This is a genomic window from Streptomyces sp. NPDC046870 (genome assembly GCF_040704595.1).
In the GTDB taxonomy this organism is placed as follows: Bacteria; Actinomycetota; Actinomycetes; order Streptomycetales; family Streptomycetaceae; genus Streptomyces; species Streptomyces argyrophylli.
Genome location: NZ_JBEYXM010000003.1, coordinates 421085 through 448025 on the forward strand (window position 1 = coordinate 421085; position 26941 = coordinate 448025).

Annotated in this window: 20 protein-coding genes; 17 read left to right on the forward strand and 3 right to left on the reverse strand. The window is 72.6% G+C overall.

Annotated elements, in window-relative coordinates; all coding sequences use genetic code 11:
• The first annotated feature begins 94 nt into the window (after nucleotides 1–94).
• Nucleotides 95–1360 carry a hypothetical protein gene (locus tag AB0946_RS10450; protein WP_366760158.1) on the forward strand — a complete coding sequence of 422 codons (1266 nt, stop codon included), beginning with the start codon at nucleotides 95–97 and terminating at the stop codon, nucleotides 1358–1360.
• A 3-nt stretch (nucleotides 1361–1363) separates the two neighbouring features.
• Here AB0946_RS10450 and AB0946_RS10455 read toward each other — a convergent pair whose 3' ends face one another.
• The gene (locus AB0946_RS10455; RefSeq protein ID WP_366760159.1) at nucleotides 1364–2344 is read right to left on the reverse strand and encodes an ATP-binding protein; all 981 of its coding nucleotides are present in this window, start codon (nucleotides 2342–2344) and stop codon (nucleotides 1364–1366) included.
• A 100-nt stretch (nucleotides 2345–2444) separates the two neighbouring features.
• Between AB0946_RS10455 and AB0946_RS10460 the strand changes: the two genes are divergently transcribed.
• Nucleotides 2445–3269: an oxidoreductase gene (locus AB0946_RS10460; RefSeq protein ID WP_366760160.1), complete on the forward strand. Its 825-nt coding sequence runs from the start codon at nucleotides 2445–2447 to the stop codon at nucleotides 3267–3269.
• A gap of 395 nt (nucleotides 3270–3664) precedes the next feature.
• On the opposite strand, the gene AB0946_RS10465 is transcribed toward AB0946_RS10460, so the two are convergent.
• On the reverse strand, nucleotides 3665–4495 hold the full coding sequence (locus AB0946_RS10465) for an HAD-IB family hydrolase (RefSeq protein WP_366760161.1): 831 nt from the start codon (nucleotides 4493–4495) through the stop codon (nucleotides 3665–3667).
• Between the two features lie 593 nt (nucleotides 4496–5088).
• Here AB0946_RS10465 and ssd point away from each other — a divergent pair.
• The 7 genes from ssd (at nucleotide 5089) to AB0946_RS10500 (ending at nucleotide 10616) form a co-directional block, all read left to right on the forward strand.
• Complete coding sequence (ssd, locus tag AB0946_RS10470; RefSeq protein WP_366760162.1) at nucleotides 5089–6195, forward strand: septum site-determining protein Ssd; 1107 nt, start codon at nucleotides 5089–5091, stop codon at nucleotides 6193–6195.
• On the forward strand, nucleotides 6192–7382 hold the full coding sequence (locus AB0946_RS10475; protein WP_366760163.1) for a TadA family conjugal transfer-associated ATPase: 1191 nt from the start codon (nucleotides 6192–6194) through the stop codon (nucleotides 7380–7382). Before ssd ends, AB0946_RS10475 begins: the two co-directional genes overlap by 4 nt.
• 204 nt (nucleotides 7383–7586) lie before the next feature.
• Nucleotides 7587–8447, forward strand: coding sequence for a type II secretion system F family protein (locus tag AB0946_RS10480; protein ID WP_366760165.1), 861 nt, complete (start codon nucleotides 7587–7589; stop codon nucleotides 8445–8447).
• Between the two features lie 102 nt (nucleotides 8448–8549).
• Nucleotides 8550–9332 carry a type II secretion system F family protein gene (locus tag AB0946_RS10485; protein WP_366760167.1) on the forward strand — a complete coding sequence of 261 codons (783 nt, stop codon included), beginning with the start codon at nucleotides 8550–8552 and terminating at the stop codon, nucleotides 9330–9332.
• 159 nt (nucleotides 9333–9491) lie between these two features.
• Nucleotides 9492–9692, forward strand: coding sequence for a DUF4244 domain-containing protein (locus AB0946_RS10490; RefSeq protein WP_366760168.1), 201 nt, complete (start codon nucleotides 9492–9494; stop codon nucleotides 9690–9692).
• A gap of 22 nt (nucleotides 9693–9714) precedes the next feature.
• A complete protein-coding gene (locus AB0946_RS10495; RefSeq protein ID WP_366760169.1) occupies nucleotides 9715–10053 on the forward strand; it encodes a TadE family type IV pilus minor pilin in 339 nt (112 codons plus the stop codon).
• Nucleotides 10054–10148: 95 nt separating this feature from the next.
• The gene (locus tag AB0946_RS10500) at nucleotides 10149–10616 is read left to right on the forward strand and encodes an Rv3654c family TadE-like protein (RefSeq protein ID WP_366760286.1); all 468 of its coding nucleotides are present in this window, start codon (nucleotides 10149–10151) and stop codon (nucleotides 10614–10616) included.
• Here the strand turns inward: AB0946_RS10500 and AB0946_RS10505 are convergent.
• The gene (locus AB0946_RS10505; RefSeq protein WP_366760170.1) at nucleotides 10543–13035 is read right to left on the reverse strand and encodes a DEAD/DEAH box helicase; all 2493 of its coding nucleotides are present in this window, start codon (nucleotides 13033–13035) and stop codon (nucleotides 10543–10545) included. The two genes, AB0946_RS10500 and AB0946_RS10505, sit on opposite strands and share 74 nt — an antisense overlap.
• 80 nt (nucleotides 13036–13115) lie before the next feature.
• On the opposite strand from AB0946_RS10505, the gene bldG reads away from it, so the two are divergent.
• The 8 genes from bldG to tmk all read left to right on the forward strand — a co-directional run bounded on the left by bldG (nucleotide 13116) and on the right by tmk (nucleotide 26654).
• The gene (gene bldG, locus AB0946_RS10510) at nucleotides 13116–13457 is read left to right on the forward strand and encodes an anti-sigma factor antagonist BldG (RefSeq protein ID WP_014674042.1); all 342 of its coding nucleotides are present in this window, start codon (nucleotides 13116–13118) and stop codon (nucleotides 13455–13457) included.
• Nucleotides 13458–13639: 182 nt separating this feature from the next.
• Nucleotides 13640–14074, forward strand: a complete 435-nt coding sequence (locus AB0946_RS10515; RefSeq protein ID WP_366760171.1) for an ATP-binding protein — start codon at nucleotides 13640–13642, stop codon at nucleotides 14072–14074.
• A gap of 391 nt (nucleotides 14075–14465) precedes the next feature.
• Complete coding sequence (locus AB0946_RS10520; protein ID WP_366760172.1) at nucleotides 14466–16868, forward strand: sodium-translocating pyrophosphatase; 2403 nt, start codon at nucleotides 14466–14468, stop codon at nucleotides 16866–16868.
• Nucleotides 16869–17086: 218 nt separating this feature from the next.
• Entirely contained in the window at nucleotides 17087–17716 is a 630-nt protein-coding gene (locus AB0946_RS10525) for a small secreted protein (RefSeq protein WP_366760173.1), read from the forward strand.
• 264 nt (nucleotides 17717–17980) lie between these two features.
• Entirely contained in the window at nucleotides 17981–19501 is a 1521-nt protein-coding gene (locus AB0946_RS10530; protein WP_366760174.1) for a class I SAM-dependent methyltransferase, read from the forward strand.
• A 423-nt stretch (nucleotides 19502–19924) separates the two neighbouring features.
• Nucleotides 19925–20122 carry a hypothetical protein gene (locus AB0946_RS10535; RefSeq protein ID WP_366760175.1) on the forward strand — a complete coding sequence of 66 codons (198 nt, stop codon included), beginning with the start codon at nucleotides 19925–19927 and terminating at the stop codon, nucleotides 20120–20122.
• Between the two features lie 257 nt (nucleotides 20123–20379).
• On the forward strand, nucleotides 20380–23211 hold the full coding sequence (gene topA, locus AB0946_RS10540; protein ID WP_366760176.1) for a type I DNA topoisomerase: 2832 nt from the start codon (nucleotides 20380–20382) through the stop codon (nucleotides 23209–23211).
• Nucleotides 23212–23321: 110 nt separating this feature from the next.
• Nucleotides 23322–26654 carry a dTMP kinase gene (gene tmk / locus AB0946_RS10545; protein ID WP_366760177.1) on the forward strand — a complete coding sequence of 1111 codons (3333 nt, stop codon included), beginning with the start codon at nucleotides 23322–23324 and terminating at the stop codon, nucleotides 26652–26654.
• The last annotated feature ends 287 nt before the right edge of the window (nucleotides 26655–26941 follow it).

Genomic DNA, 26941 nt, shown 5'->3' on the forward strand with positions numbered 1-26941 from the left:
GACCTTGGCGGCGCTGCCGGTGCGAACCCGGCGCATCACTCGAAAACGGCCCTCGTCAGCGTGTGCCTGAGAGAAGGAAGAAGGTGGGCGGAACATGGCCGCCACCCAGAGGATCGCCGTCGGCGCCATGGTCGCCGCGGCCTGTACGGCGTCGTTCGTCGGTTGCGCGACCGGCTCCAGCGGCACCAAGGAAGGGGCGCCCGGCCCGGGGCAGGGGGCGCCGGCGCCCGGCAGCGTGCTCCGGCTGATCGGCGACGGTTCCACCGCCTACACCGGATCCCAGCCGCACCTGCCCCGGCCCGAACGGCTGAGCCCCGGTCAGAGGCCCCCGCAGTTCGTGGTGTTCTCCTGGGACGGCGCGGGCGAGGACAGCCAGAAGCTGTTCTCTCACTTCCGCGAGGTCGCGAAGGAGAACAACGCGACCATGACGTACTTCCTCAGCGGCGTGTACCTCCTGCCGGAGGAGAAGCGCGAGCTGTACAAGCCCCCGCAGCACTCGCCGGGCCGCTCCGACATCGGCTTCAACGACGAGCAGGGCATCACCGACACCCTCAAGCAGGTGCGGCTGGCCTGGCTGGAGGGCAACGAGATCGGCACCCACTTCAACGGCCACTTCTGCGGGCCCGACGGCGGGGTCGGCACCTGGTCGGTGGAGGAGTGGAAGAGCGAGATCGCCCAGGCCAAGAACTTCGTGAAGTCATGGCGGACCAACACCGGCATGAAGCGGACGGCCCCGCTGCCCTTCGACTACGACAAGGAGCTGATCGGCGCCCGCACCCCCTGCCTGGAAGGCCGGAAGAACTTCGTCAAGGCCGCCCGCCAGCTGGGCTTCCGCTACGACTCCAGCGGAGTCGACAACCAGCTCTGGCCCAAGAAGAAGGAGGGCCTGTGGGACCTGTCGATGCAGCTGGTGCCCTTCCCCGGCCACAACTATGAGCAGCTGACCATGGACTACAACTTCATGGTCAACCAGTCCGGCACCAAGACACAGGGCGACCCCGACAAGTTCGACTACTGGGGCGCCCAGATGCGCGACGGACTCATCCAGGGCTTCTACCGCGCCTACGACGGCAACCGCGCGCCCCTGATCATCGGGAACCACTTCGAGTCCTGGAACGGCGGCACCTACATGCGCGCCGTGGAGGACGTGGTGAAGGCGGTGTGCACCAAGCCCGAGGTGCGCTGTGTCTCCTTCCACCAGCTGGCCGACTGGCTGGACGCCCAGGACCCGGGGACCCTGGCGAAGCTGCGCACCCTGAAGGTGGGCGAGGCCCCCCGGCAGGGCTGGGCGTCCTTCCTGTCCGGCCACCCGGCCCCCGCGCCCAAGGGCGTGCCCGGGGCGCCGGCGGAGGAGCGGTAGACGTCAGGCCGGCGCCGCAACGCTCTCGCCGAGCACGAAGTGGGGGTCGACCTGCGCCGCCAGGTCGGCCCCGGTGCGCTCGTTGCCCCAGGACTCGGCGTTCTTCAGGTGGAAGTGCACCATCTGGCGGGTGTAGCGCTCCCAGTCGCGCTGCTCGTAGGTGGCGTCGACGGTGGCCTTGAGCACGTCGAGGGCGCGGGCGTTGGCCTCCTCAAGGACGGCGAACCGGGGCGGGCGGCCCTTCTCCATGGCGCGCACCCAGTCCGAGCGGCCGACCGTCACGAGCAGGTCGTCCCCGACCTCTTCGCGCAGGAAGTCGAGGTCGTCCGGGTCCTGGATCTTGTTGCCGACGACCTTGAGGGCCACGCCGAAGTCGCGGGCGTACTCCTTGTACTGGCGGTAGACGGAGACCCCCTTCCGGGTCGGCTCGGCGACGAGGAACGTCATGTCGAAGCGGGTGAACATGCCGGAGGCGAAGGAGTCCGAACCGGCCGTCATGTCGACCACGACGTACTCGCCGGGGCCGTCGACGAGGTGGTTCAGGAACAGCTCCACCGCTCCCGTCTTGGAGTGGTAGCAGGCGACCCCCAGGTCGGCGTCCGTGAAGGGGCCTGTGACCATCAAACGGGCGGCGCCGCCGTCGAGTTCCACCGGACGCGCGCAGGCGTCGTAGACCGGGTTGGGCTCGCGCACCCCGACCAGCCGCGAGCCCTCGCCGGGCGGGGTCGTCTTGATCATCGTCGCGGCCGAGGTGATGCGCGGGTTGGTGCCGCGCAGGTAGTCCTTGATCAGCGTGAGCTGTTCGCCCATGGCGGGCAGCGCCGCCGCCTCCTCCTCGCCGAGGCCGAGCGCGGGGCCGAGGTGCTGGTTGATGTCCGCGTCGATGGCGACCACCGGGGCGCCGGAGGCGACGAGATGGCGGATGAAGAGGGAGGAGAGCGTGGTCTTGCCGCTGCCGCCCTTCCCGACGAAAGCAATTTTCATGTTCACCAAGGGTAGTCGGCAGATAGCTGTATGTGTCAGGTGCAGTGAAGAAGACCACTCCTTCGTGGGGTGGGCCGACGGGGTGCGTAGTGTCGTACTCATGAGTACGACAGGCGCGACCGCCGATCCGCTCGCGGCCCTGGGCTCGCTGCCCGGTGTGGCCGACTCCGTTGAGTCCGTGCGCAAGGCCGTGGACCGGGTCTACGGCCATCGGATCATGCGACGTCGCAGCAACGAGATCACCTCCGAGGCGGCTCTGCGCGGCGCCCGGGGCTCGGCGGCGCTGTCCGGCGCGGACTGGGCCCTGGAGGAGGTGCGCCGGCGCACCGACTTCGGCGTCGACGCCGAGGCCCGCGTCATGGGCGCGGCCCTGCGGCTCACGGCGGAGGCGGGGCAGCTGCTGTCCATCTGGCGTCAGTCGCCCCTGCGGGTGCTGGCCCGGCTGCACCTGGTGGCCGCGGCGAGCGGTGAGGACCAGGTCGGCAGGCCGCGCCTGGCCGGTGAGCCGGTCGACGAGCCACTGGTCGAGCTGCCGCTGCCGGACGCCGGGGAGGTCTCGGGCCGGCTGGAGGGGCTGGCGGACCTGATCATCGCGGGGACCTCCGCGCCCGCGTTGGTCACGGCGGCCGTGGTGCACGGCGAGCTGCTCGCACTGCGCCCCTTCACCTCCCACAACGGCCTGGTCGCGCGGGCGGCCGAGCGGATCGTGCTGATCGGCAGCGGACTGGACCCGAAGGCGGTCTGCCCGGCGGAGGTGGGCCACGCCGAACTGGGGCGCGCCTCCTACCTGGCCGCTCTGGACGGATACGTCTCCGGCACCCCCGAGGGCATGGCGGCCTGGATCGCCCACTGCGGCCGGGCGGTCGAACTGGGCGTACGCGAGTCGACGGCGGTGTGCGAGGCGCTGCAGCGCGGCGCCGCCTGAGGGGGCCGGACGAAGCCTCGCGCGGGACGGGCGGGGCTGGGGCTACGGGAATCCCGGACGGCGGGGCGTCCCGGAAAGGGTTGCGGCGGTACGAGTGCTCGTACCGCCGCTGGCATGATCACCGGGTTACCAAGCGTCCTCGATATGTCGCCCATCAGGTCGGGATCTTTGCCCGTCACCTGGTGCGGCTGGCCCGTAATCGACGGGTCGACGTCGCGTGGGTGCCCGGTGTTCATGCTGGGTCCGTGGGGCCAATGCGTAGTGGTAGGGGATCCTCGCGGATGTCCTTTGGTCTCGCGGGCCTACGTTCTTTGTACCGCGAGCCGGGAGGAAGCGGAACCCCAACCTGCACTTCTTTACTTTCAGGTTCAAACAGGGGTGAAACGGGCGCTTGCTCAGGCGGTGCCGCGGCGCCGGTTCGTGTACCAGACGAGGCCTGCGGTCGCCGCCGCCGCGCCTATGGCCGCCACGGCGACCAGCGCCGGGCGGGCCGGTACGGAGAACGCGGGCAGCCGTTTCTTCAGGCGGACCGGGTGCCGGAACTCCAGGATCGGCCAGCCGCGCGCGAACGCCTCGCGGCGCAGTGCGCGGTCCGGGTTCACCGCGTGCGGGTGCCCGACGGCCTGGAGCATCGGCAGGTCGGTCGCCGAGTCGCTGTAGGCGTAGCAGCGGTCGAGCTCGTAGCCCTCGGACGCGGCCAGCTCCCTGATGGCCTCGGCCTTCGTCGGGCCGTAGGCGTAGTACTCCACCTCTCCGGTGAAGCAGCCGTCCTCACCGACGACCATGCGGGTGGCCACCACCCGGTCCGCGCCGAGCAGTTCCCCGACCGGCTCGACCACCTCGGCGCCCGAGGTGGACACGATCACCACGTCCCGGCCGGCCGCGTGGTGCTGCTCGATGAGGGAGGCGGCCTCGTCGTAGATGATCGGGTCGATCAGCTCGTGCAGGGTCTCGGCGACGATCTCCCGCACCTGCTGGACGTTCCAGCCGCGGCACAGCGCGGAGAGATACTCGCGCATGCGCTCCATCTGGTCGTGGTCCAGACCGCCGGCCAGGAAGACGAACTGCGCATATGCGGTACGCAGCGCGGCCCTGCGGTTGATCAGCCCGCCTTGGTAGAAGGACTTGCTGAAGGTGAGCGTGCTGGACTTCGCAATGACCGTCTTGTCCAGGTCAAAGAAGGCCGCTGCGCGAGGCAAGGAGTGGTTTTCCACGTCCCTGAGCATAGGCGCCCACCATTCGGCGTAAGGTAGGGCGCGTGGGTTTGCCTGAGAGGGCTCTCGGGTACACCATGGAAGTCACGGATCGTTCGCGACCGTGCTAACCCGGCCCGACTCCTCCCCCCCCGAGTCGGCCGTGGGGACGACCCCCGCTCTCCCCCCCGGCGGGGGTCGTCGCATGTCCGGATGGGTTTTCTCCCTCCGCTCCCTGCCTTCACACCGTCGTGAGGCCGACAGTGCCCCGCTGGCGGCCGTCATTCGGCATGCCCATGATCGGTGACTGAGGGTAATCGTCAGACTGCACTGTGGATATCGCACACGCGCTGGCACGGGGGTCACCGGTATGGGTGACGGAGTTATTCACAGGGTCCGGGTTGTCCACAGTTATCGACCAAGATCCACATTATTTCGCGGATCACTGCACCGTGATTCCAGCGCACTCCGGCCGAGGCGAGTTCATGACCGGGTCCCATTGCCGGAGCGCGTATGGCCGGTTCCTATCGGCCGTTCATATGGAGGCCGCTTGCCGGTTCTTCACATCTTCGGGAATCGCGTGGCCGCAGGGGCTGCGCGGCCCGCCCAGCGAAGGGGGAACACCCGTGACCGGAACCGTCACCCACGACCCGCCGCCCGGCCCCGCAGAGCGGCCCGGACGGCCGCTCATCCTCACCGAGGACGCCGTCCTCCTGGACGATCTGCTGCGTCTGTGCGCGGCGGCGGGCGCCACGCCCGAGGTCCACCACGGCGTACCGGAATCCGGCGACGGCTGGACGGCCGCCCCGCTGGTACTCGTCGGCGACGACGCCGCCCACCGGATGCGCGGCGTGGCGCGCCGGCCGGGGGTGGTGCTGGTGGGCCGCGACCAGGACGACCCGGGGGTGTGGAAACGAGCCGTCCAGATCGGCGCCGACCACGTCCTGATGCTGCCCGACGGTGAACCGTGGCTGGTCGACCGCATCGCCGACGTGGCCGAGGGCATCGGCCGCCCGGCCCTCACCGTCGGGGTGATCGGTGGTCGCGGCGGGGCCGGCGCGTCCACGCTGGCCTGCGCGCTCGCCGTCACCTCCGCGCGTGAGGGACTGCGCACCCTCCTCGTGGACGCCGATCCGCTGGGCGGCGGACTCGACGTACTCCTCGGCGGCGAGAGCGCCGAAGGGCTGCGCTGGCCCGCCTTCGCCGCCTCCCGGGGCCGGGTCGGCGGCGGCGCCCTGGAGGAGTCGCTGCCCGAGCTGCACTCCCTGCGCGTGCTCAGCTGGGACCGCGGTGACTGCGTCGCCGTTCCGCCCCCCGCGGTCCGCGCGGTGCTGGCAGCCGCCCGGCGGCGCGGCGGCACGGTCGTCGTCGACCTGCCCCGACGCCTCGACGACGGGGTCGCCGAGGCCCTCGCCCAGCTCGACATGGCCCTGCTCGTCGTCCCGGCCGAGCTGCGGGCCGTCGCCGCCGCCGGCCGCGTCGCCTCCGCCGTCGGCATGGTCGTGCGGGACCTGCGGGTCGCGGTCCGCGGGCCGTACGCTCCCGGCCTCGACGACCACGAGGTGGCCCGGCTGCTCGGTCTGCCGCTGGCCGGCGAGGTGCCCGTCGAACCGGCGTTGCAGCGCCCGCGGGGCGGCACGAAACCGCCGGGCGCCACCGGGCGCGGACCACTCGCCCGATTCTGCGCGCACTTCTGGGAGCGCGCGCTGGTCGAGACGGGAGGTGTCCGATGACGCTGCCGGGACTCGACCGGGCCGACGGCGCGGCCCTGCTCGACGGCGTCCGTCGCCGGCTCGCCGAGAGCGGCGCCGAACCCACGCCCGCGCGTGTGGCCCAGGCCCTGCGCGAACAGGGCCGGGTGCTCGGTGACGCCGAAGTCCTCGGCGCGGCCGCGCACCTGCGGTCCGAACTCGTCGGCACCGGCCCCCTGGAGCCCCTGCTCGCCGACCCGGACGTCACCGACGTCCTGGTCTCCGCCCCGGACCGGGTCTGGGTGGACCGCGGCGGCGGCCTGGAGCTGACCCCGGTGACCTTCCCCGACGCGGCGGCCGTACGACGTCTCGCGCAGCGGCTGGCCGCCGTGGCCGGACGCCGGCTGGACGACGCCCGGCCCTGGGCGGACGCCCGGCTGCCCGACGGTACCCGGCTGCACGCGGTGCTGCCCCCGGTCGCCGTCGGCTGTACCTGCCTCGCCCTGCGGGTGGTACGGCCGCGGGCCTTCACCCTCGGCGAGCTCGTCGCGGCCGGCACCGTGCCGCCGGGCGGAGACCGGATCCTGAGGGCGCTGCTCGACGCCCGGCTGTCCTTCCTCGTCAGCGGCGGCACCGGATGCGGCAAGACGACCCTGCTCAGCGCGCTGCTCGGGCTCGTCGGACCCGGCGAGCGGATCGTGCTCGCCGAGGACTCGGCCGAGCTGAGGCCGGACCACCCGCACGTCGTCCGGCTGGAGACCCGGCCCGCCAACCAGGAGGGCGCCGGCCTGGTCACCCTGGAGGACCTGGTACGGCAGGCGCTGCGGATGCGGCCGGACCGGCTGGTCGTCGGCGAGGTGCGCGGCCCCGAGGTCGTGCATCTGCTCGCGGCCCTCAACACCGGCCATGAGGGCGGCTGTTGCACGGTTCACGCCAACGCGGCGGCGGATGTGCCGGCCCGGCTGGAGGCGCTGGCCACGGCGGCCGGGCTGGACCGGGCCGCGCTCCACAGCCAGTTGGCGGCGGCCCTCTCCGTGGTCGTGCACCTCGTACGGGACCGGTCCGGGCGGCGCCGGATCGCGGAGGTGCACGTGCTGGAACGGGACACCACCGGCCTGGTCCGGACGGTACCGGCCCTGCGCTGGGGCGAGCGGGCGTTCGTGCGGGAGCGGGGGTGGGGGCGGTTGCGGCAACTGCTGGGGGACGCGGGGGAGCTGGGGGACGAGTGAGGGGCGGGGCGGGGTTTCCGGCCGGTCAGCTCGTTCGGCGGACCAGTGGTGGTCAGGTCGGTGAGGCTCGGCGGTTCGGTGCGTGTGGTGGTCGGTGGCGGATCAGTGAGGTCCGGCGGATCGGTGCCTTCGGTGGTCAGTGGCGGTCGGCGGGGTTCGGCGGGTGGGCCGAGGCCGGCGGTGAGGGAAGGGGTGACGGAAGTGATGGGTGAGGCGTCCATGGGGGCCGCTCTGGTCTGTCTCGGCGCGTTGGTGTGGCTGCTGGGCGGGCGGCGGTACGGGATGCGGCGGGCACGGCTGCTGCTGGCCGGCGGCGGGGTGGTGACGACGGGGCCGCCGGTCTGGGAGCAGTTCCGCGCGGAGCTGCGGCGGCGGAGCGGCCGGTGGGGAGCCGAGTGGTGGGCGCTCGTCGCCGGTCTGGGGATCGCCCTGCTGGGTGCCTCGGTGATCCCGGTGGTCGCGGGGGCCGCCGGTGTCCCCGTGGTGCGCCGGACGAGGCTGGCCCGGCAGGCCCGGCGCGCCCGGGAGCGGCGGGCCGACGCGGTGATCGACCTGTGCGGTGGGCTCGCCGGGGAGGTGCGGGCGGGACGGCAGCCGGGGGAGGCGCTGTTGCGGGCCGCTCGGGACTCCGGCGGGCTCGGCGAGGCGCAGGCCGCCGTGGTGGCCGCGGCACGGTTCGGCGGAGATGTGCCCGGCGCGCTCGCCGTGGCCGCTCGGCAGCCGGGGGCGGAGGGACTGCTCGGGCTCGCCGCGTGCTGGCGGGTGGCCGTGGACCGGGGCGCCGGACTCGCCACCGGCCTGGACCGGCTGGACGCGGCCCTGCGTGCGGAGCGGGATCAGCGATCCGACGTGAGCGCCCAGTTGGCGGGAGCCCGGGCCACCGCGGTGTTGCTCGCCGCGCTGCCCGCCCTCGGGCTGCTCCTCGGCACGGGCATGGGCGCCGATCCGCTGCGTGTGCTGCTGCACAGCGGCGCAGGTCTCGGCTGCCTGACGGCCGGCGTGGTGTTCGAGACGGCCGGGCTGTGGTGGGCGATGCGGATCGTGCGAGGGGCGGAGGCCGTGTGACGTGCGCAGGGCGTATGCGGCGAACCGGGCGGGTGACCGGGTGACCCGGTGGCCGAATGAGTGATTGCCGATTGACCGAATGGCGGGGAAGGGGCGTGCGGTGTGAGTGGGGAAGTCATCCACAGGCTGGGGACGGCGGTGGTCGTGGTGCTGGTCCTCGGCTGGGGTGTCCGGTGGCTGGAGCTGGCGCGGCGACGGCGCCGGGCGCGGCGCCGGGTGGCCGAGCTGCTCGGTTACGACGTGCCCGAGCGGACAGGCCGGTTGACGATTTCGGACTTCGCTCGGCGGCGGTGGGTCTCGACGGCCGGTGCGGCGTGCGGTGTGTGGGTGCTGGTCGGCGGGGTCACCGGTGCGGCGCTGGGGCTGGGCGTGGGTGCGGTGCTGTGGCGGTGGCGGGGTCGTCAGGCGGCGGCGGGGCGGCAAGAGGCGGTCGACACGGCCGGGGCCGCGCGCCAGCTTCCGCTCGCCGCCGATCTGCTGGCCGCCTGTATCGCGGCCGGTGCCGGCCCCGTGGTCGCCGCCCAGGCGGTAGGGGAGGCCCTTGGCGGGCCCGTCGGGCAGGCGCTGGCGCGGGGCGCGGCGGAGGTCCGGCTCGGCGGTGAACCGGCGGACGCCTGGCGGAACTTGGCGGCGTTGCCCGGTGCCGGTGCGCTGGCGCGGTTGCTGGAGCGGGCCGACGAGTCCGGGTTGCCTGCGGCCGGCCCGGTCGCCCGGCTCGCCTCGGACGCGCGTGCGCAGTGGGCCCGCACGGCGACGGCCCGGGCACGCCGGGCGGGCGTACTGATCTCCGCCCCGGTCGGCCTGTGCTTCCTGCCCGCGTTCGTCGCGGTCGGTGTGCTGCCGGTCGTGATCGGACTGGCGGGCGGAGTGATGGGAGGGAGGTGAGGGCGATGAGAGCGGACCGGCACGCGGACGTCGGGTAGGCCCGGCGGACGACGACAGACGACAGCGACGCACGACGACAGACAACGAACGACCACAGACAACGAACGACGACGACAGAACACAACGAGCGACAAGACCAGGAATCTCACGGGGGTTGAAATGTTCGAGAAGATCAGGAAAGTGGCGGTCCGGGTGCGCGGAGCCTGCCGGCAGGACGGCGGAATGGTGACGTCCGAGTACGCCATGGGGATTATCGCGGCCGTCGGGTTCGCCTTGCTGCTCTACAAGGTCGTCACCAGCGGCCAGGTCCAGGCGGAGCTGCAGGCCATCGTTAAGAAGGCCCTCAGTGCGCGGATGTGAGCGAGGCGGTGACCGTGGGTTCGTGACCGCGGAGGCGGCCGTGGTGCTGTCCGTGCTGGTGGCGTTCACGATGGCGCTGGTCTGGGGGCTGCTCGTGGTGGCGGCGCAGATCGAGTGCGTGGACGCGGCCCGTGCGGGTGCCCGGGCCGCCGCCCGGCAGGATCCGTCCGATGCGGTGGTGACGGTGACCCGGGAAGCGGCGCCGAGGGGAGCGCGGGTGACCGTCGCGCGGGAGGGCGACCGGGTCCGGGTGACGGTGGCGGCCAAGCCGCCGGTGCTGAGCGGTTTGCCGTTCGAGGTCCGGGAGGAGGCCGTGGCCCTCGCCGAGGACACGGTGGGACCGAGGGAGGCGGGGCCATGAGACGCCGGCGTGGGCAGAGCGACGGACGAGTGCGTACCGACCGTACCGACGGACGACGGGAGGCGCGGTGCGGTGAGCATGCGCGGCAAGGCCGGCTGTCCGGCTCCGACCGCGGTTCCGCCACGGTCTGGAGCCTGGGGGCGATCGCCGTGCTGTGTGCGGTGTTCGGCGCCGTGCTCGCTCTCGGGCAGGCCGTCGTCGTACGGCACCGGGCGGCCGGCGGTGCCGACCTGGCCGCGCTCGCGGCGGCGGACCACTGGGCCGAGGGCGGCCCGACGGCCTGCGCGCGGGCCGGGCGGCTGGCGGCGGCCCAGGGAGTACGGCTGGTGCGGTGCGCGATCGTGGGCGACACCTCCGAGGTGACGGCGGCCGCAGGAAGGGGGCCGTTCACGGCGGAGGTCAGGGCGAGAGCGGGACCGGCGGGCCCGGTACCGCCGCCCGGGGTGCCGGACGGGCCCTCGGTTTCCGGCGTCCAGCCGCCCCCTTCGCCTACTCCTCCTCCGATTCGACCGCACCCGCACCCGCATCCGCCCCCTCCGGTGCCCCCCGCAGCAGCACCGTGAGCAGCCGTACCGCGCCCCTCTTGTGCAGGGGGTCGTTGCCGTTGCCGCACTTGGGGGACTGGATGCAGGACGGGCAGCCGGCCTCGCACTCGCAGGAGGCGATGGCCTCGCGGGTGGCGGTGAGCCAGGCGCGGGCGGTGTGGAAGGCGCGCTCGGCGAATCCGGCGCCGCCGGGGTGGCCGTCGTAGACGAAGACCGTGGGCAGCAGGGTGTCGGGGTGCAGGGGCACGGAGACGCCGCCGATGTCCCAGCGGTCGCAGGTCGCGAAGAGGGGCAGCATGCCGATGGAGGCGTGTTCGGCGGCGTGCAGGGAGCCGCCGAGGATCTCCGGGGTGATCCGGGCCTCGTCCAACTGGTCCTCGGTGACCGTCCACCACACCGCACGTGTGCGCAGCGTACGAGGAGGGAGGTCGAGTTTCGTCTCGCCCAGCACTTCGCCGGTGATGAGGCGTCGGCGCAGGTAGGAGACCACCTGGTTGGTGACCTCCACCGAGCCGTAGCACAGGCGGCCGGCGCCCCACGGGATCTCGGTGTCCGTCTCCAGGACGGAGATGGACGTGGTGTCGCGGGCGACCGTCGAGTACGGCGGGTCCGCGTGCTCGACCAGGGCGACGGAGTCCTCCAGGTCCAGGGAGCGCACCAGGTAGGTGCGGCCCTGGTGCAGGTGGACGGCGCCTTCGTGAACCGTGGAGTGCGCGGCGCCCGCGTCGACCGTGCCGAGCAGACGGCCCGTGGCGGCCTCGACGACCTGCACCGGACGGCCGCCGGCGCCGCGGATGTCGGTGAGGTCGGCGGCCCGCTCCCGGCGGGTCCAGTGCCAGGCCTTGGTGCGCCGGCGGAGCAGCTTGGCGGCCTCCAGCTGCGGCAGCACGTCCGCGCAGGCCGGGCCGAAGAGGTCCAGGTCCTCCTCGGTCAGCGGCAGCTCCGCGGCGGCGGCGCACAGGTGCGGGGCGAGGACGTAGGGGTTGTCGGGGTCGAGGACCGTTGATTCCACCGGCTGGTCGAACAGGGCCTCGGGGTGATGGACGAGGAAGGTGTCCAACGGGTCGTCGCGGGCGACGAGGACCGCGAGGGCGCCCTGGCCGGAGCGGCCCGCGCGGCCGGCCTGCTGCCACAGGGAGGCACGGGTGCCCGGGTAGCCGGAGATCACCACGGCGTCCAGGCCGGAGACGTCCACGCCCAGCTCCAGGGCGGTCGTGGCGGCGAGCCCGAGGAGTTCGCCGGAGTGCAGGGCGCGTTCCAGGGCGCGGCGCTCCTCGGGGAGGTAGCCGCCGCGGTAGGCCGCGACACGCCGGGCCAGGGAGCGGTCGACCTCGGCGAGCCTCTCCTGGGCGATCACCGAGATCAGCTCGGCGCCGCGCCGGGAGCGTACGAAGGCGACCGAGCGCACGCCCTGCACGGTGAGGTCGGTGAGCAGGTCGGCGGTCTCGGCGGTGGCGGTACGCCGAACGGGTGCGCCCTTCTCGCCCTGCAGTTCGGTGAGCGGCGGCTCCCAGAGGGCGAAAACCAGCTCTCCGCGCGGGGAGGCGTCGTCGGCGACCTCGACGACCGGCAGGCCGGTCAGCCGCCGGGCGGCGACCGCGGGCTCGGCGGCGGTAGCCGAGGCCAGCAGGAACACGGGGAAGGAGCCGTAGCGGGCGCACAGGCGGCGCAGCCGGCGCAGCACCTGGGCGACGTGCGAGCCGAACACGCCCCGGTAGGTGTGGCACTCGTCGATGACGACGTACTTGAGCGACTTCAGGAAGGAGGACCAGCGCGGGTGGGAGGGGAGTATCCCGCGGTGCAGCATGTCCGGGTTGGTGAGGACGTAGTTGGCGTACTGGCGGATCCACTCCCGTTCCTCGAACGGGGTGTCGCCGTCGTACACGGCCGGCCGTACCGATGTGCCGAGGGGTTGTGAAAGTTCCTTCACCGACCTGCACTGGTCCGCCGCGAGCGCCTTGGTGGGGGACAGGTAGAGAGCGGTGGCACCACGGCCGTTCGGGGCTTCCGCGCCGTCCAGGAGGGTGGACAGGACGGGCACGAGGTAGGCGAGGGACTTGCCGGAGGCGGTGCCGGTGGCGACGACCACCGAGTCGCCGTCCAGGGCGTGCTCGGCGGCCAGCGCCTGGTGCGCCCAGGGGTGCTCGATGCCGCACTCCTGGACGGCCGCGATCACCTCTGGCCGAATCCGCTCAGGCCAGACGGCATGGCGGCCCGCGCGCGGGGGCAAGTGCTCCGTATGAGTGATGCGCGCAGCCCGGCTCGGCCCGGAGGCGAGCCGGTCCAGGACCGTGCTCGGAGACGGGCGGGAGGCCGGGCGGGCCGGGGTTCGATCGGATCGGTGATTCTTGGCCATCGGCACCGAGTGTGTCACTGGCGTGACGGACAATGGAGCCAAGGCGTCGTGCACGCCTGCCGGTAAGTGATTGAATGCCATCGCGGCTGGCGAAACGTCCCGGGGGCCGCAAGCGAGGTGCCCGAGGGGCGACCGCTCGATAGCAAGGTGCTGGAGGATCCGTGGACCTGTCCCTGTCGACCCGTACCGTCGGCGATCGTACGGTCGTCGAGGTCGGTGGCGAAATCGACGTATATACCGCGCCCAAGCTGCGCGAGCAGCTGGTCGAGCTGGTGAACGACGGGAATTTCCACCTCGTCGTCGACATGGAAGGTGTGGACTTCCTCGACTCCACCGGGCTCGGCGTGCTGGTCGGCGGCCTGAAGAGGGTTCGTGCCCACGAGGGCTCGCTGCGTCTGGTCTGCAACCAGGAGCGCATTCTGAAGATCTTCCGCATCACCGGCCTCACCAAGGTGTTCCCGATTCACACCACGGTCGAGGAAGCGGTGGCGGCCACCGACTGATCGGCCACTGACCGATCCCGGACCGCTCGCCGGCACCGGGCTCCTGCCGGGGCCCGGTCGTCGGCCGGTCCAGTCCTGGGCAGGTGCCGACGCGGCGGCCCGGGGCACCTATGTACACCGGGGGGTGTGGGCGCTCGGCGGCCCCGCCCCCGACCGCACGCCCGTAGTCGCGAGGGGGATGCATGGCCACCGTCGAACTCCGCTTCAGCGCGCTGCCCGAGCACGTCAGGACCGCCCGGCTGGTGGCGGCAGCGGTGGCGCGCAGGGCCGGAGTGGACGAGGCCGTCCTGGACGAGGTACGGCTCGCCGTGGGCGAGGCCTGCTCCCGCGCTGTCGGACTGCACCAGATCAGCGGTGTCACGGCGCCGGTGAAGGTGGCGCTGATCGAAGAGGAGAAACAGTTCTCCATCGAGGTCGGCGACGAGGCGCCGCATGCCGCCCCGGGCGGGGACACGCCCGGCGCGGGGCAGGAGGCCGAGGCGGAGGTCGAGGAGGACGAGATGGGCCTCGCGGTCATCAGCGGCCTCGTCGACGACGTGGAGGTCAGCACCGGGCAGAACGGCGGCCTGATCCGCATGACCTGGCCGACCGCGCCGCCGGCCGCGGCGCTCGCCTGAACCTCCGCCCATCCGCTCGCCTGATTCCGCCCGCCTGATTCAGGGCGTCTGATCACACCCTCCCGGCCGGCCGGCCGGTCTCACACGACCCGTCTCACCCGACTGGCCGTAGCCGTCACAACCACCCGACAAGCGCACAGGGGCCCTGCCGAGCAGGGCCCCTGCCGTGTTTTCCCTGGCACTATGGAATTCGTGAACGAATTCACGATCAAAACCATGGTAATTTGATCAAGTGCCCGGGTGGCCGACAATGGCTTTGGGGCATTACATCGTTCTGGTCCGCTGTATGTACACGCAGGCCAATTCCGTTTACCGTCCCCTGTTTAGATCACACGGCGGTACCTAGAATCCGTCCACATCTTGAGCTCAGCCCAAGCGTCAAGGAGGACGAATGGCGGGGCTTTTCACTCCTCAGTCGGGTCACTCCACGTCCCTCGCGGCCGCGGTCCTGACCGACGACAACCGGATCATCGTGGCCGTCATCGCGGCGGTCGCCCTGGCCGCGCTGGTGGTCGCGGGGATCCTGGTCCGCCAGGTGCTGGCGGCCGGCGAGGGCACCGACAGCATGAAGAAGATCGCCGAGGCGGTCCAGGAAGGTGCCAAGGCGTATCTCGCCCGGCAGTTGCGCACGCTCGGCGTATTCGCCGTCGTCGTCTTCTTCCTGCTCATGCTGCTGCCCGCGGACGACTGGAATCAGCGGGCCGGCCGGTCGGTGTTCTTCCTGATCGGAGCGGCGTTCTCGGCGGCCACCGGCTATATCGGCATGTGGCTCGCCGTACGCAGCAATGTGCGGGTCGCCGCGGCGGCCCGGGAAGCGACCCCGGCGCAAGGCGAGCCGGAAAAGGATCTCACCACCGTTTCCCACAAGGCGATGAAGATCGCATTTCGCACGGGCGGTGTCGTCGGCATGTTCACGGTGGGGCTCGGCCTGCTGGGCGCCTCCTGTGTGGTGCTGGTGTACGCGGCCGACGCTCCGAAGGTGCTGGAGGGCTTCGGCCTCGGCGCCGCCCTGATCGCGATGTTCATGCGGGTGGGCGGCGGCATCTTCACCAAGGCCGCCGACGTCGGCGCCGACCTGGTCGGCAAGGTCGAACAGGGCATTCCTGAGGACGACCCGCGCAATGCCGCGACCATCGCCGACAACGTGGGCGACAACGTCGGCGACTGCGCGGGCATGGCGGCCGACCTGTTCGAGTCGTACGCCGTGACCCTGGTGGCCGCGCTGATCCTCGGCAAGGCCGCCTTCGGCGACTCCGGGCTGGCGTTCCCGCTGCTGGTGCCCGCCATCGGGGTGATCACGGCGATGATCGGCATCTTCGCGGTCGCCCCCCGCCGGGCCGACCGCAGCGGCATGTCGGCGATCAACCGCGGCTTCTTCATCTCCGCGGTGATCTCGCTGGCACTGGTCGCGATCGCCGTCTTCGTCTACCTGCCGTCGACGTACTCCGGCCTCGACGGCGTCACCGACGCGGCGATCAAGGGCAAGGACGGCGATCCGCGCATCCTCGCGCTGGTCGCGGTGGCCATCGGCATCCTGCTCGCCGCCGTCATCCAGCAGCTGACCGGCTACTTCACCGAGACCAGCCGCCGTCCGGTGCGGGACATCGGCAAGACCTCCCTCACCGGCCCGGCCACCGTCGTCCTCTCCGGCATCTCGGTGGGCCTGGAGTCCGCCGTCTACACCGCGCTGCTCATCGGGCTCGGGGTGTACGGCGCGTTCCTGCTCGGCGGTACGTCGATCATGCTGGCGCTGTTCGCGGTCGCGCTGGCCGGCACGGGCCTGCTCACCACGGTCGGCGTGATCGTCGCCATGGACACCTTCGGGCCGGTCTCCGACAACGCGCAGGGCATCGCCGAGATGTCCGGCGACGTCGAGGGGGCGGGCGCGCAGGTGCTCACCAACCTGGACGCGGTCGGCAACACCACCAAGGCCATCACCAAGGGCATCGCCATCGCCACCGCCGTCCTCGCCGCGTCGGCGCTGTTCGGGTCGTACCGCGACGCGATCACCACCAACGTGCAGGACGTCGGCGCGAAGCTCACCGGGCCGGGGTCGCCGCTCAGCCTGTCCCTGGACATCTCGCAGCCCAACAACCTCGTCGGCCTCATCGCGGGCGCCGCGGTCGTCTTCCTCTTCTCCGGACTGGCCATCAACGCGGTGTCGCGTTCGGCGGGTTCGGTGGTGTTCGAGGTGCGGCGGCAGTTCCGTGAGAAGCCCGGGATCATGGACTTCAGCGAGAAGCCCGAGTACGGCAAGGTCGTCGACATCTGCACCAAGGACGCCCTGCGGGAGCTGGCCACGCCCGGCCTGCTCGCCGTCATGGCGCCGATCTTCATCGGGTTCACGCTCGGGGTCGGCGCGCTCGGCTCCTACCTGGCCGGCGCGATCGGCGCGGGCACGCTGATGGCGGTGTTCCTCGCCAACTCCGGCGGTGCCTGGGACAACGCCAAGAAGCTCGTCGAGGACGGCAACCACGGCGGCAAGGGCAGCGAGGCCCACGCGGCCACGGTGATCGGGGACACGGTCGGCGACCCGTTCAAGGACACCGCCGGACCCGCGATCAACCCGTTGCTGAAGGTCATGAACCTGGTCTCGCTGCTCATCGCACCGGCAGTGATCAAGTTCTCCTACGGCGACGACAAGAACCTCGGCGTGCGGATCGGGATCGCCATCCTCGCGCTGCTGGTGATCGTCGTGTCGGTCTACATCTCCAAGCGGCGCGGGATCGCCGTCGGGGACGAGGACAGCGCCGGGCGGGTCGCCAACCCGCCGGACGCCGCGGTGGTGTCGTAGGCGGGGCGGCCCCACCCCGGGCCGAGACAGGAAAGGCCCTGCTCAAGCGGGTGGGCGGGCGGCGTGTGCAGACGCCGCCCGCCCATCCGTCGTCTGTGGGCTCGCCCATGCCGTGAGCCTTCTCTCCCAGGGCGCAAAAGATCACAAAACCTGACTTATGCCTCCCCCGGCAAGGGGAGTGAGTGCGTCCGCCGTGTAGATTCCGGGGGCCGAGAGCCATGGAAGGGACCAATCCGGTGAACAAGAAGCTCGCGGCCGCACTGTCCGGCGGTGCGGTACTGATGGTGGCGGTGTCCGGGTGCAGCGACGGCGGTGACAAGGGGCCCGACCCCAAGCTGGTGTCCTGGGCCAAGACGGTCTGCGACGCGGTGCCCGCGCAGGACGCGAAGATCAGGTCGGCCAACGCTTCCATCGCGGCCATCGCCACGGACACCAACCTCCCGCCCAAGGACGCCCAGAAGACGTACGCGGCCGCCTTCCAGGACATGGCCGAGGGCTACAAGTCGCTCGCCGACGCCCTCGACAGTGCCGGAGCGCCCCCCGGGATCGACGGCGGCGCCAAGCTCCAGCAGGACGCCGCCAAGAACCTCGCCGGCCTCTCCACCTCGTACGCCGACCTGAAGAAGAAGGTCGACGGGCTCAACACCAAGGACCAGGGCAAGTTCGCCAAGGGCCTGAAGGAGGTCGCCCTGCAGACCAAGGAGGTCGGCAAGCAGAGCGACAGCGGCACGCAGGCGCTGAAGCGGCTGGAGAGCGGCGACGTCAAGGAGGCGATGGCCGAGCAGCCCAGCTGCAAGGTCGCGGCCTCCGGCTCCGCACAGCCGACGGCGTCGACGACGGCCGGCTGACGTCGGCGGGCCTGCGGCTGACGTCGGCGGGCCTGCGGCTGACGTCAGCGACAACGGCTGACGTCGGCGAACGGTCCGCGCCGGGCCGGCTCCGGGCAGCGGACGTGAGCCGGCGCGCGCAGTCGTCGAGAGCCGGGCTCCAGGCGGTCGCCGTGAGTGGGCCCACGCAGCCGTCAAGAGTGGGCCTACGCAGCCCGCCACGAGTCGGCCCGCGCAGGCGCCGCCGGTCGGCCCCGCGCGGGCGTAGCGGGCCACAATGGGGGCGTGACTGACTCAGGACCCGCTCCCCTGCCCGTTTCCGACCGGCCCGACATCGCCGCGCGCCTGAGGGACGCCCTGCTGGCCGCCTCCTTCACCGCCGACGGGCTGCTCGACCTGCTCGGCGCGCCCGCGTACGCGGCGCTGGCCCGCAGCGAGACCGTGCCCGCTCTCCGGGCGACCCGTGGCGACACGCCGCTGGAGACGCTCGTGCGGCTGTTCCTGCTCCAGCAACCGGTGCCCCACGCGCGCGTGGCGGCCGTTGTGCCGGTCGAGGAGGCGGTGGAGGCCGGCTGGCTCAGGCGTGTGGGCGCGGACGAGGTGGCCGCGACCGTGGACGTACGGCCGTACGGCGGCCCCGGGGGCGAGGACTGGTTCATCGTCTCGGACCTCGGCTGCGCGGTCGGCGGGGCCGGCGGCATCGGACAGCGCGACGAGGGTGTCGTCCTGGGCGTCGGCGGCGCCTCGACGACCCTCGCCGGCATCACCGTCCGCACCCCCGTCGCCGCCGCACTGGACCTCGGCACCGGGTCCGGCATCCAGGCGCTGCACGCCGCACAGCACGCCACGCGCGTGACGGCGACCGACCTCAACCCGCGCGCGCTGCACATCACGGCGCTCACGCTGGCGCTCTCCGGGGCGCCCGCGGCCGACCTGCGCGAGGGCTCGCTGTTCGAACCGGTCCGGGACGACGAGACGTTCGACCTGATCGTCTCCAACCCGCCGTTCGTGATCTCCCCGCGCGCCCGGCTGACGTACCGGGACGGTGGCATGGGCGGGGACGATCTGTGCCGCTCGCTCGTTCAGGGAGCGGGGGAACGGCTGAACGAGGGCGGGTTCGCGCAGTTCCTCGCGAACTGGCAGCACGTGGCGGGGGAGGACTGGCAGGACAGACTCAGGTCGTGGGTGCCGCGCGGGTGCGATGCCTGGATCGTGCAGCGCGAGGTGCAGGACGTCACGCAGTACGCCGAGCTGTGGCTGCGGGACGCCGGTGACCACCGCGGGGATCCGGCGGAGTACCAGGTGCGCTACGACGCCTGGCTCGACGAGTTCGAGGCGCGCAAGGTCAGGGCGGTCGGCTTCGGCTGGATCACCCTGCGCAGGACCGGCTCCGCCGAGCCCGTCGTCACCGTGGAGGAGTGGCCGCACCCGGTCGAACAGCCGCTCGGGGAGACGATCCGGGCGCACTTCGAGCGGCTCGACTACCTTCGGGAGCACGACGACGCGGCGCTGCTGGACAGCCGCTTCAAGCTCGTCCCCGAGGTGGTCCAGGAGCAGGTCGGGCTGCCCGGCGCCGAGGACCCGGAGCATGTGGTGCTGCGCCAGCACCGCGGGATGCGCCGGGCGACGAAGGTGGACACGGTCGGTGCCGGGTTCGCGGGGGTGTGCGACGGCACGCTGAGCGCGGGCCGCATCCTGGACGCCATCGCGCAGCTCGTCGGCGAGGACCCGGTGGTGCTCCGCGACCGTACGCCCGCGCAGATCCGGCTGCTCGTGGAGCAGGGCTTCCTGGAGCCGGCGGGCTGAGCGGACACGGGCGGGCCGGGAGCGCCCCGCCCCGAGCGGTGCCGAGGCGTCTGGCGGCGCCTGCTGACAGGCGGGGGCGAGGGCGGTGCGGGCAGGTGCCGTACGCCGGGTGCCGGTGCCGTCGTAGGCGCCGGGTGCCCGTGCCGTCGTAGGCGCGGTCGGATCATCTTCCGATCGCGGCGCGCGCGTCGTCGTATGCCGGGGGCACGGGCCCGGCGAGGTTGCCGGTAGAGGGCGGCGCCGAGCCGCTTCCCGAAAACGGCCGGAAAAATTATCGGCACCGGGTTCGCGCCCCTCTCGTTCGAGCGTGCGTTCGAATGGCCGGGGGTCTTCCGTTCACCCCGATGTCGCCCGCCCGCCTCCCGGGCGTGCCACCCTCCCGGCGCTGGGCACAGCCGACGGCAGGGAAGGGGCGCTCGGGCGATGGAGAGCGGACCGGCGATCTTCGCGGGAGTGGTGTTCGCCCTGTTCGGGGCCGGTCTGCTGGCATGGACCGGCACGCGTCTGCGGCGCCGGGAACCGGTGGCCCTCGGTGTGAGCCGGGTCGCATCCGCCGCCGTCGCGAGCCTGTCCGCGGCGCTCGCGCTGAGCCTCGCCGTGTACTGCCTGACCCGGCTCTGAGACGGGTCGTCGCCCTGTCCGGCGGGTAAGGGGAGCATCACGCTCCGGACATGATCGCGGGGGCGGACGGGCAGTCCGGGCGGCAGGAATGGCGGTAGTCGGGTTACCGTTCGAGTGGCCGTTGTGGGCTTTTCCCGTTTGACACGAGGGCGGGATGTAGCGTCACACTCCGCAGCGTCACACGTGCCAGCAGTACGCCGCGACCCCGGGACCAAGGCCTGGGGAGGCCCCAGCGTCGACCGGAGAGAAGAGCGAAGTTGTCCCCGACCAGCGAGACCGCACAGGGCGGCCGCCGACTCGTCATCGTCGAGTCGCCTGCCAAGGCGAAGACGATCAAGGGCTACCTCGGCCCCGGATACGTCGTCGAAGCGAGCGTCGGGCACATCCGTGACCTTCCCAACGGCGCCGCCGAGGTGCCCGAGAAGTACACCGGCGAGGTCCGGCGCCTCGGTGTGGACGTCGACCATGACTTCCAGCCGATCTATGTGATCAACGCTGACAAGAAGGCGCAGGTCAAGAAGCTCAAGGACCTGCTGAAGGACTCCGACGAGCTGTTCCTCGCCACCGACGAGGACCGGGAGGGCGAGGCGATCGCCTGGCACCTCCAGGAGGTCCTGAAGCCGAAGATCCCGGTCAAGCGCATGGTGTTCCACGAGATCACCAAGGACGCGATCCGCGAGGCCGTCGCCAACCCGCGCCAGCTCAACCAGAAGCTGGTCGACGCCCAGGAGACCCGCCGCATCCTCGACCGCCTCTACGGCTACGAGGTCTCCCCGGTGCTGTGGAAGAAGGTCATGCCCCGGCTGTCGGCCGGACGCGTGCAGTCCGTCGCCACACGACTCGTCGTGGAGCGGGAACGCGAGCGCATCGCTTTTCGTTCCGCCGAGTACTGGGACCTGACGGGCACCTTCGCCACCGGCCGCGCGGGGGATCCGTCGGACCCGTCGTCGCTGGTCGCCCGCCTGCAGACCGTCGACGGCCGGCGGGTCGCGCAGGGCCGCGACTTCGACTCCCTGGGACAGCTCAAGAGCGAGAACATCCTCCACCTCGACGAGGCGACCGCCCGCGCCCTCGCCGCCGCCCTGGAGGACACCCGCTTCTCCGTGCGGTCCGTCGAGTCCAAGCCGTACCGCCGCTCGCCGTACGCCCCGTTCCGTACGACGACGCTCCAGCAGGAGGCCAGCCGCAAGCTGGGCTTCGGCGCCAAGGCGACCATGCAGATCGCCCAGAAGCTGTACGAGAACGGCTACATCACGTACATGCGTACGGACTCCACGACCCTGAGCGACACGGCGGTCTCCGCCGCCCGCGCCCAGGTCACGCAGCTGTACGGCGCCGACTACCTGCCGCCGCAGCCGCGCACCTACGCCGCCAAGGTCAAGAACGCCCAGGAGGCGCACGAGGCGATCCGTCCGTCGGGTGATCGTTTCCGCACGCCCGCGGAGACCGGCCTGACCGGTGACCAGTTCAAGCTGTACGAGCTGATCTGGAAGCGGACCGTCGCCTCCCAGATGAAGGACGCGACCGGCAACAGCGTGACCGTGAAGATCGGCGGCACCGCCGCCGACGGCCGGGACGTCGAGTTCAGCGCCTCCGGCAAGACGATCACCTTCCACGGCTTCCTGAAGGCGTACGTCGAGGGTGCCGACGACCCGAACGCCGAGCTGGACGACCGCGAGCGCCGGCTGCCGCAGGTCGCCGAGGGCGACGCGCTGTCCGCCGAGGAGATCACGGTCGACGGCCACGCCACCAAGCCCCCGGCCCGCTACACCGAGGCCTCCCTGGTCAAGGAGCTGGAAGAGCGGGAGATCGGCCGCCCGTCGACGTACGCGTCGATCATCGGCACGATCCTGGACCGCGGCTACGTCTTCAAGAAGGGCACGGCCCTGGTGCCGTCGTTCCTGTCGTTCGCCGTGGTGAACCTCCTGGAGAAGCACTTCGGGCGGCTCGTCGACTACGACTTCACCGCCAGGATGGAGGACGACCTCGACCGCATCGCGGCCGGTGAGGCCAAGGCCGTGCCGTGGCTGAAGCGCTTCTACTTCGGCGAGGGAATGGCCACGGGCGGTGCGGCCGACGCCGGCAACGGCGACGGCGACCACCTCGGCGGCCTCAAGGAGCTGGTGACCGACCTGGGCGCGATCGACGCGCGCGAGGTGTCGTCGTTCCCGGTCGGCAACGACATCGTGCTCCGCGTCGGCCGCTACGGCCCGTACATCGAGCGCGGCGAGAAGGACACCGAGCAGCACCAGCGCGCCGACATCCCGGACGACCTGGCACCGGACGAGCTGACCGTCGAGCTGGCCGAGGAGCTGCTGGCCAAGCCCAGCGGCGACTTCGAGCTGGGCACCGACCCGGCCACCGGCCACCAGATCGTCGCCAAGGCCGGCCGCTACGGCCCGTACGTCACCGAGGTCCTCCCCGAGGGCACCCCGAAGACCGGCAAGAACGCGGTCAAGCCGCGCACGGCCTCGCTGTTCAAGTCCATGTCGCTCGACACGGTGACGCTGGACGACGCACTGAGGCTGATGTCGCTGCCGCGTGTCGTCGGCACCGACGCGGACGGCCAGGAGATCACCGCGCAGAACGGCCGCTACGGCCCGTACCTGAAGAAGGGCACGGACTCGCGCTCGCTGCAGTCCGAGGACCAGCTCTTCACGATCACGCTGGAGGAGGCGCAGGCGATCTACGCCCAGCCGAAGCAGCGGGGCCGGGCGGCCGCCAAGCCGCCGCTGAAGGAGCTGGGCGAGGACCCGGTCTCCGGCAAGCCGGTCGTGGTCAAGGACGGCCGCTTCGGCCCGTACGTCACCGACGGCGAGACCAACGCGACACTGCGCTCCGGCGACAGCGTCGAAGCGATCACTCCTGAGCGTGGATTCGAGCTGCTCGCCGAGAAGCGCGCGAAGAGTCCCGCCAAGAAGACCGCGAAGAAGGCGGCGGCGAAGAAGACCGCCCCGGCGAAGAAGACCGCCGCCAAGAAGACGGCCGCGAAGAAGACCACGGCCGCCGCGAAGAAGACGACCGCCAAGAAGACCACCGCCAAGAAGGCGACGGCGTCCAAGGCGACGGCCTCCGGCGCGGAGGACTGACCCGCCGTCGGGCCACCGACGTCAACGCCCCGGCACCCCCGCGGTGCCGGGGCGCGCGCATGCCCGGACACGCGAGGTGTGGTGTCGGCGGCTGCGGATAGGCTGAACGCATGACGCGAGCCGAGCAGCCGACGGCCCAGACCACAGCACCGGACGACGCCCTGGTCGCCGACTCCCGCGAGCGCGCCGTCCGCTCCCTGCTGCGCCGACCGCAGCTGAGGCGCCTGTGGAGCGCGCAGCTGGTGAGCGGTGTCGGCGACATCCTGTCCCTCCTCGTCCTCGTCCTCCTGGTCCTCCAGTCGGCGATCGCCGAGGGAACCTTCGGCGGCGGCTACCGGGGCGTGGCGCTCGCGGTGGCGACGGTCTTCGCCGCGCGCGTCGTCGCCGCGCTGCTCTTCGGCGCCGTCCTCCTCGGCCCGCTGACCTCACTCACCACCCCGGAAGGCCCGCTCGACCGGCGCTGGACCATGGTCGGCGCCGACGGCCTGCGCGCGGCGCTGCTGATCGTCGCCCCCCTGTGGATCGACTGGACGCCGGACAACGCGCCGGCCGTCCTGCTCGTCACCGCCTTCGTCACGGGTGTCGCCGAGCGGCTGTGGACCGTCTGCCGGGAGAGCGCCGCCCCGGCCCTGCTGCCGGCCCCGCCGCCGGAGGGCGCGACGGTACGGCCGCTGCCGGACCACCTGGACGCGCTGCGCCGCCTGTCGCTGCGGACGACCTTCCTGGCGGTGCCGCTGGCCGCCGCAGCCCTGGTCGTCGCCGCCCTGCTGAACAACCTGCTGGGCACCGGCGTGGCCTGGTTCGACCAGCACCAGGCGGCCCTCGGGTCGTACGTGGCGGCGGGCCTGTTCGCGGCCTCGCTGGCCGTGCTGACCTACCTGGAGCTGCCCGTCACGCGCACCCCGCGCGCGCGGTCCCCGCTGGAGGGGCTGCGCCGCCCGCGCACCGGCACCGGCGTCGACAAGGGCCGTACGGGCGCCATCCCGCTGCTCGTCCCGGCCTGCGCCGGGGTCGCCGGCGCCATCGCGGCGGCCGTCTCGGTGTGCGTGCTGCACGCCAAGGACCTGGGCGGCGGCCCCGTGCTGTACGGCCTGCTGGTACTGGGCCTGACCGGCGGTGTCGCCCTCGGCATCCGCACCGCCCCCACACTGCTGCCCTCGCTCTCCCGCCGCCGTCTGCTGGCCCTGGCCATCGCCGTCACGGGCATCGCGCTGCTGGCGGCCGGGCTGGTCCCGGACGTCACCACGGTGCTGCTGATCGTCACGCTCGCCGGCGTCGGCGCGGGCGTGGCCGCCAACACCGGGCACACCCTGCTCGACCAGGAGACCGAGGACTCCCGCCGGGCGCGCACCACCGAGCACCTGCACGCCATGGTCCGCGTCTTCATAGCGCTCGGCGCCCTGATCGCGCCCCTGGTCGCGGCCCTGATCGGCCCGCACCGGCTGGAGAACGGCAGGTTCGTCTTCGCGCACGGCGGTGCGGCCTTCACCCTCATGCTGGTCGGCGCGCTGCTGCTGCCGGTGGCCGCGCTGGTGCTCGCCAAGGTCGACGACCGCTCCGGCGTGCCGCTGCGGCAAGACCTCAGGGACGCCCTGCTGGGCGGCGACGACCCGGACACCGCGCCGGCGGCCAACGGCTTCTTCATCGCCCTCGAGGGCGGCGACGGCGCCGGCAAGTCCACCCAGGCCGAGGCGCTCGCCGAGTGGATCCGCGCCAAGGGCCACGAGGTGGTGCTCACCCGCGAGCCCGGCGCCACCCCGGTGGGCAAGCGGCTGCGCTCGATCCTGCTGGACGTCTCGTCGGCGGGCCTGTCGCACCGCGCGGAGGCGCTGCTGTACGCCGCCGACCGCGCCGAGCACGTCGACACCGTCGTACGACCCGCCCTGGAGCGTGGCGCGGTGGTGATCACCGACCGCTACATCGACTCCTCCGTCGCCTACCAGGGCGCCGGACGCGACCTGTCCCCGACCGAGATCGCCCGTATCAACCGCTGGGCCACCAACGGACTCGTCCCGCACCTGACCGTCCTGCTGGACGTCTCCCCGGAGACCGCCCGCGAGCGGTTCACCGAGGCACCGGACCGGCTGGAGTCGGAGCCCGCGGAGTTCCACGCGCGCGTGCGGGCCGGTTTCCTCACGCTGGCCGCCTCCGACCCCGGGCGCTACCTGGTCGTGGACGCCGGACAGGAGCCCGAGGCCGTCACCACCGTGATCCGGCACCGGCTGGATGTCGTGCTGCCGCTGTCCGAGGCCGAGATCAAGGCCCAGGAGGAAGCCCGCAGGAAGGCCGAGGAGGAGGCCCGCCGCAAGGCCGAGGAAGAGGCCGCCCGCAAGGCCGAGGAGGAGCGCCTGGAGCGCGAGCGCCAGGAGCAGCTGGCCAAGTTGCGCGCCGAGGAGGAGGAGCGCAAGCGGCGCGAGCTGGAGGAGGCGCAGCGGCGCGAGGCCGAACGGCAGGCGGAGGAGGCCCGGCAGCGGGCCGAGGAGGCCCGCCGGCGCGCGGAGGAGGAGCGGCAGCGGCTGCTCGCCGAGGAGCAGGCGCGCGCGGAGGAGGAGGCCCGCCGCCGGGCCGAGGAGGAGCGGCGCCGCAAGGAGGCCGAGGAGGAGGCCCGCCGGCGCGCCGAGGAAGAGGCCCGTCAGGCCCGGCTGCGTGCCGAGGAGGAGGCCCGTCGTCTGGAGGCCCAGCGCAAGGCCGAGGAGGCCCTGCTGCGTGCCGAGGAGGCCCGTCGGCAGGCCGCCGAGGCCGCGGCGGCGGCCGACGCGGCGGCCCGCAGGCCCAGCACGCCCCCGCCGGCGGCGCCGCGGGTGGTCCCGGACGCGGTCACGGTGCCGACGCCGGTGGTCTCGGCGGAAGCGGCCGCGCGCGGGACGGACACGCGGGGCACGGACGAGGAGACGACGGTGCTGCGTCCGGTGCGTGAGGAGCGTGACTCCCGCGACGGCCGTGACGCACGGGGTGTCCACACCGACTCCGAGGTGACCGCCGAGCTGCCGCAGCCGCCGGCGGCCACGGGGCCGGCCGACGAGACCGCCGTGCTGCCGCGGGTGCCGTCGGCCGCGGAGGAGACGGCCGTGCTGCCGCCGGTGTCCGCCGACGAGACGGCCGAGCTGCCGTCGGTGGCTCCGGGCGCGGCGGACGAGACCGCGCTGCCGCCCGTACGGGACGACGCCCCGTCGGACCGGGTGCCGCCCGGTTTCTTCCGGGACGAGCGGCCCGCCGCGGGCCCCGACGGCTCCGAGCCGCGCACGCGCGAGATGCCGCAGCTCGGCGCGGACGGCACGCCCCGCCGCCGGCCGCGCCCCGACTGGGCCGAGGAGACCCCGCTGGACGACCTGCCCACGCTGGCCGACGAACTGCTGGGCTCGTACGACGAGGGGCAGTACGGCGACCAGGGCGACGGCGAGGAACAGGGCCGCAAGGGCCGGGGCCGCGGACGCCGCGGCTGAGCCGCACGCGGACGAGAGCCGGGTTCCGGGGCGCCGGCCTGGGCCGGTCTCCGGGCGCCCGGAGACATCGGCGGGGGCGTCGGTGACAGGGGCGGCCTCGGGGTGGCTCGTGGCGAGGCGTCGGCGACGGCCGCGGTGCTTCACGCTCGACAAGGGGCCGGTGCCGGCCGGACAGACGCGGCGCCGCGCCTCCGGACAGGCGCGGCCCACCGGCGCCACCGCCTCCGCGACCTCTGTCCGCCCTCGTTGTCAGTGCCCACCCGCACAATGGATGCCGGAACGCGCAG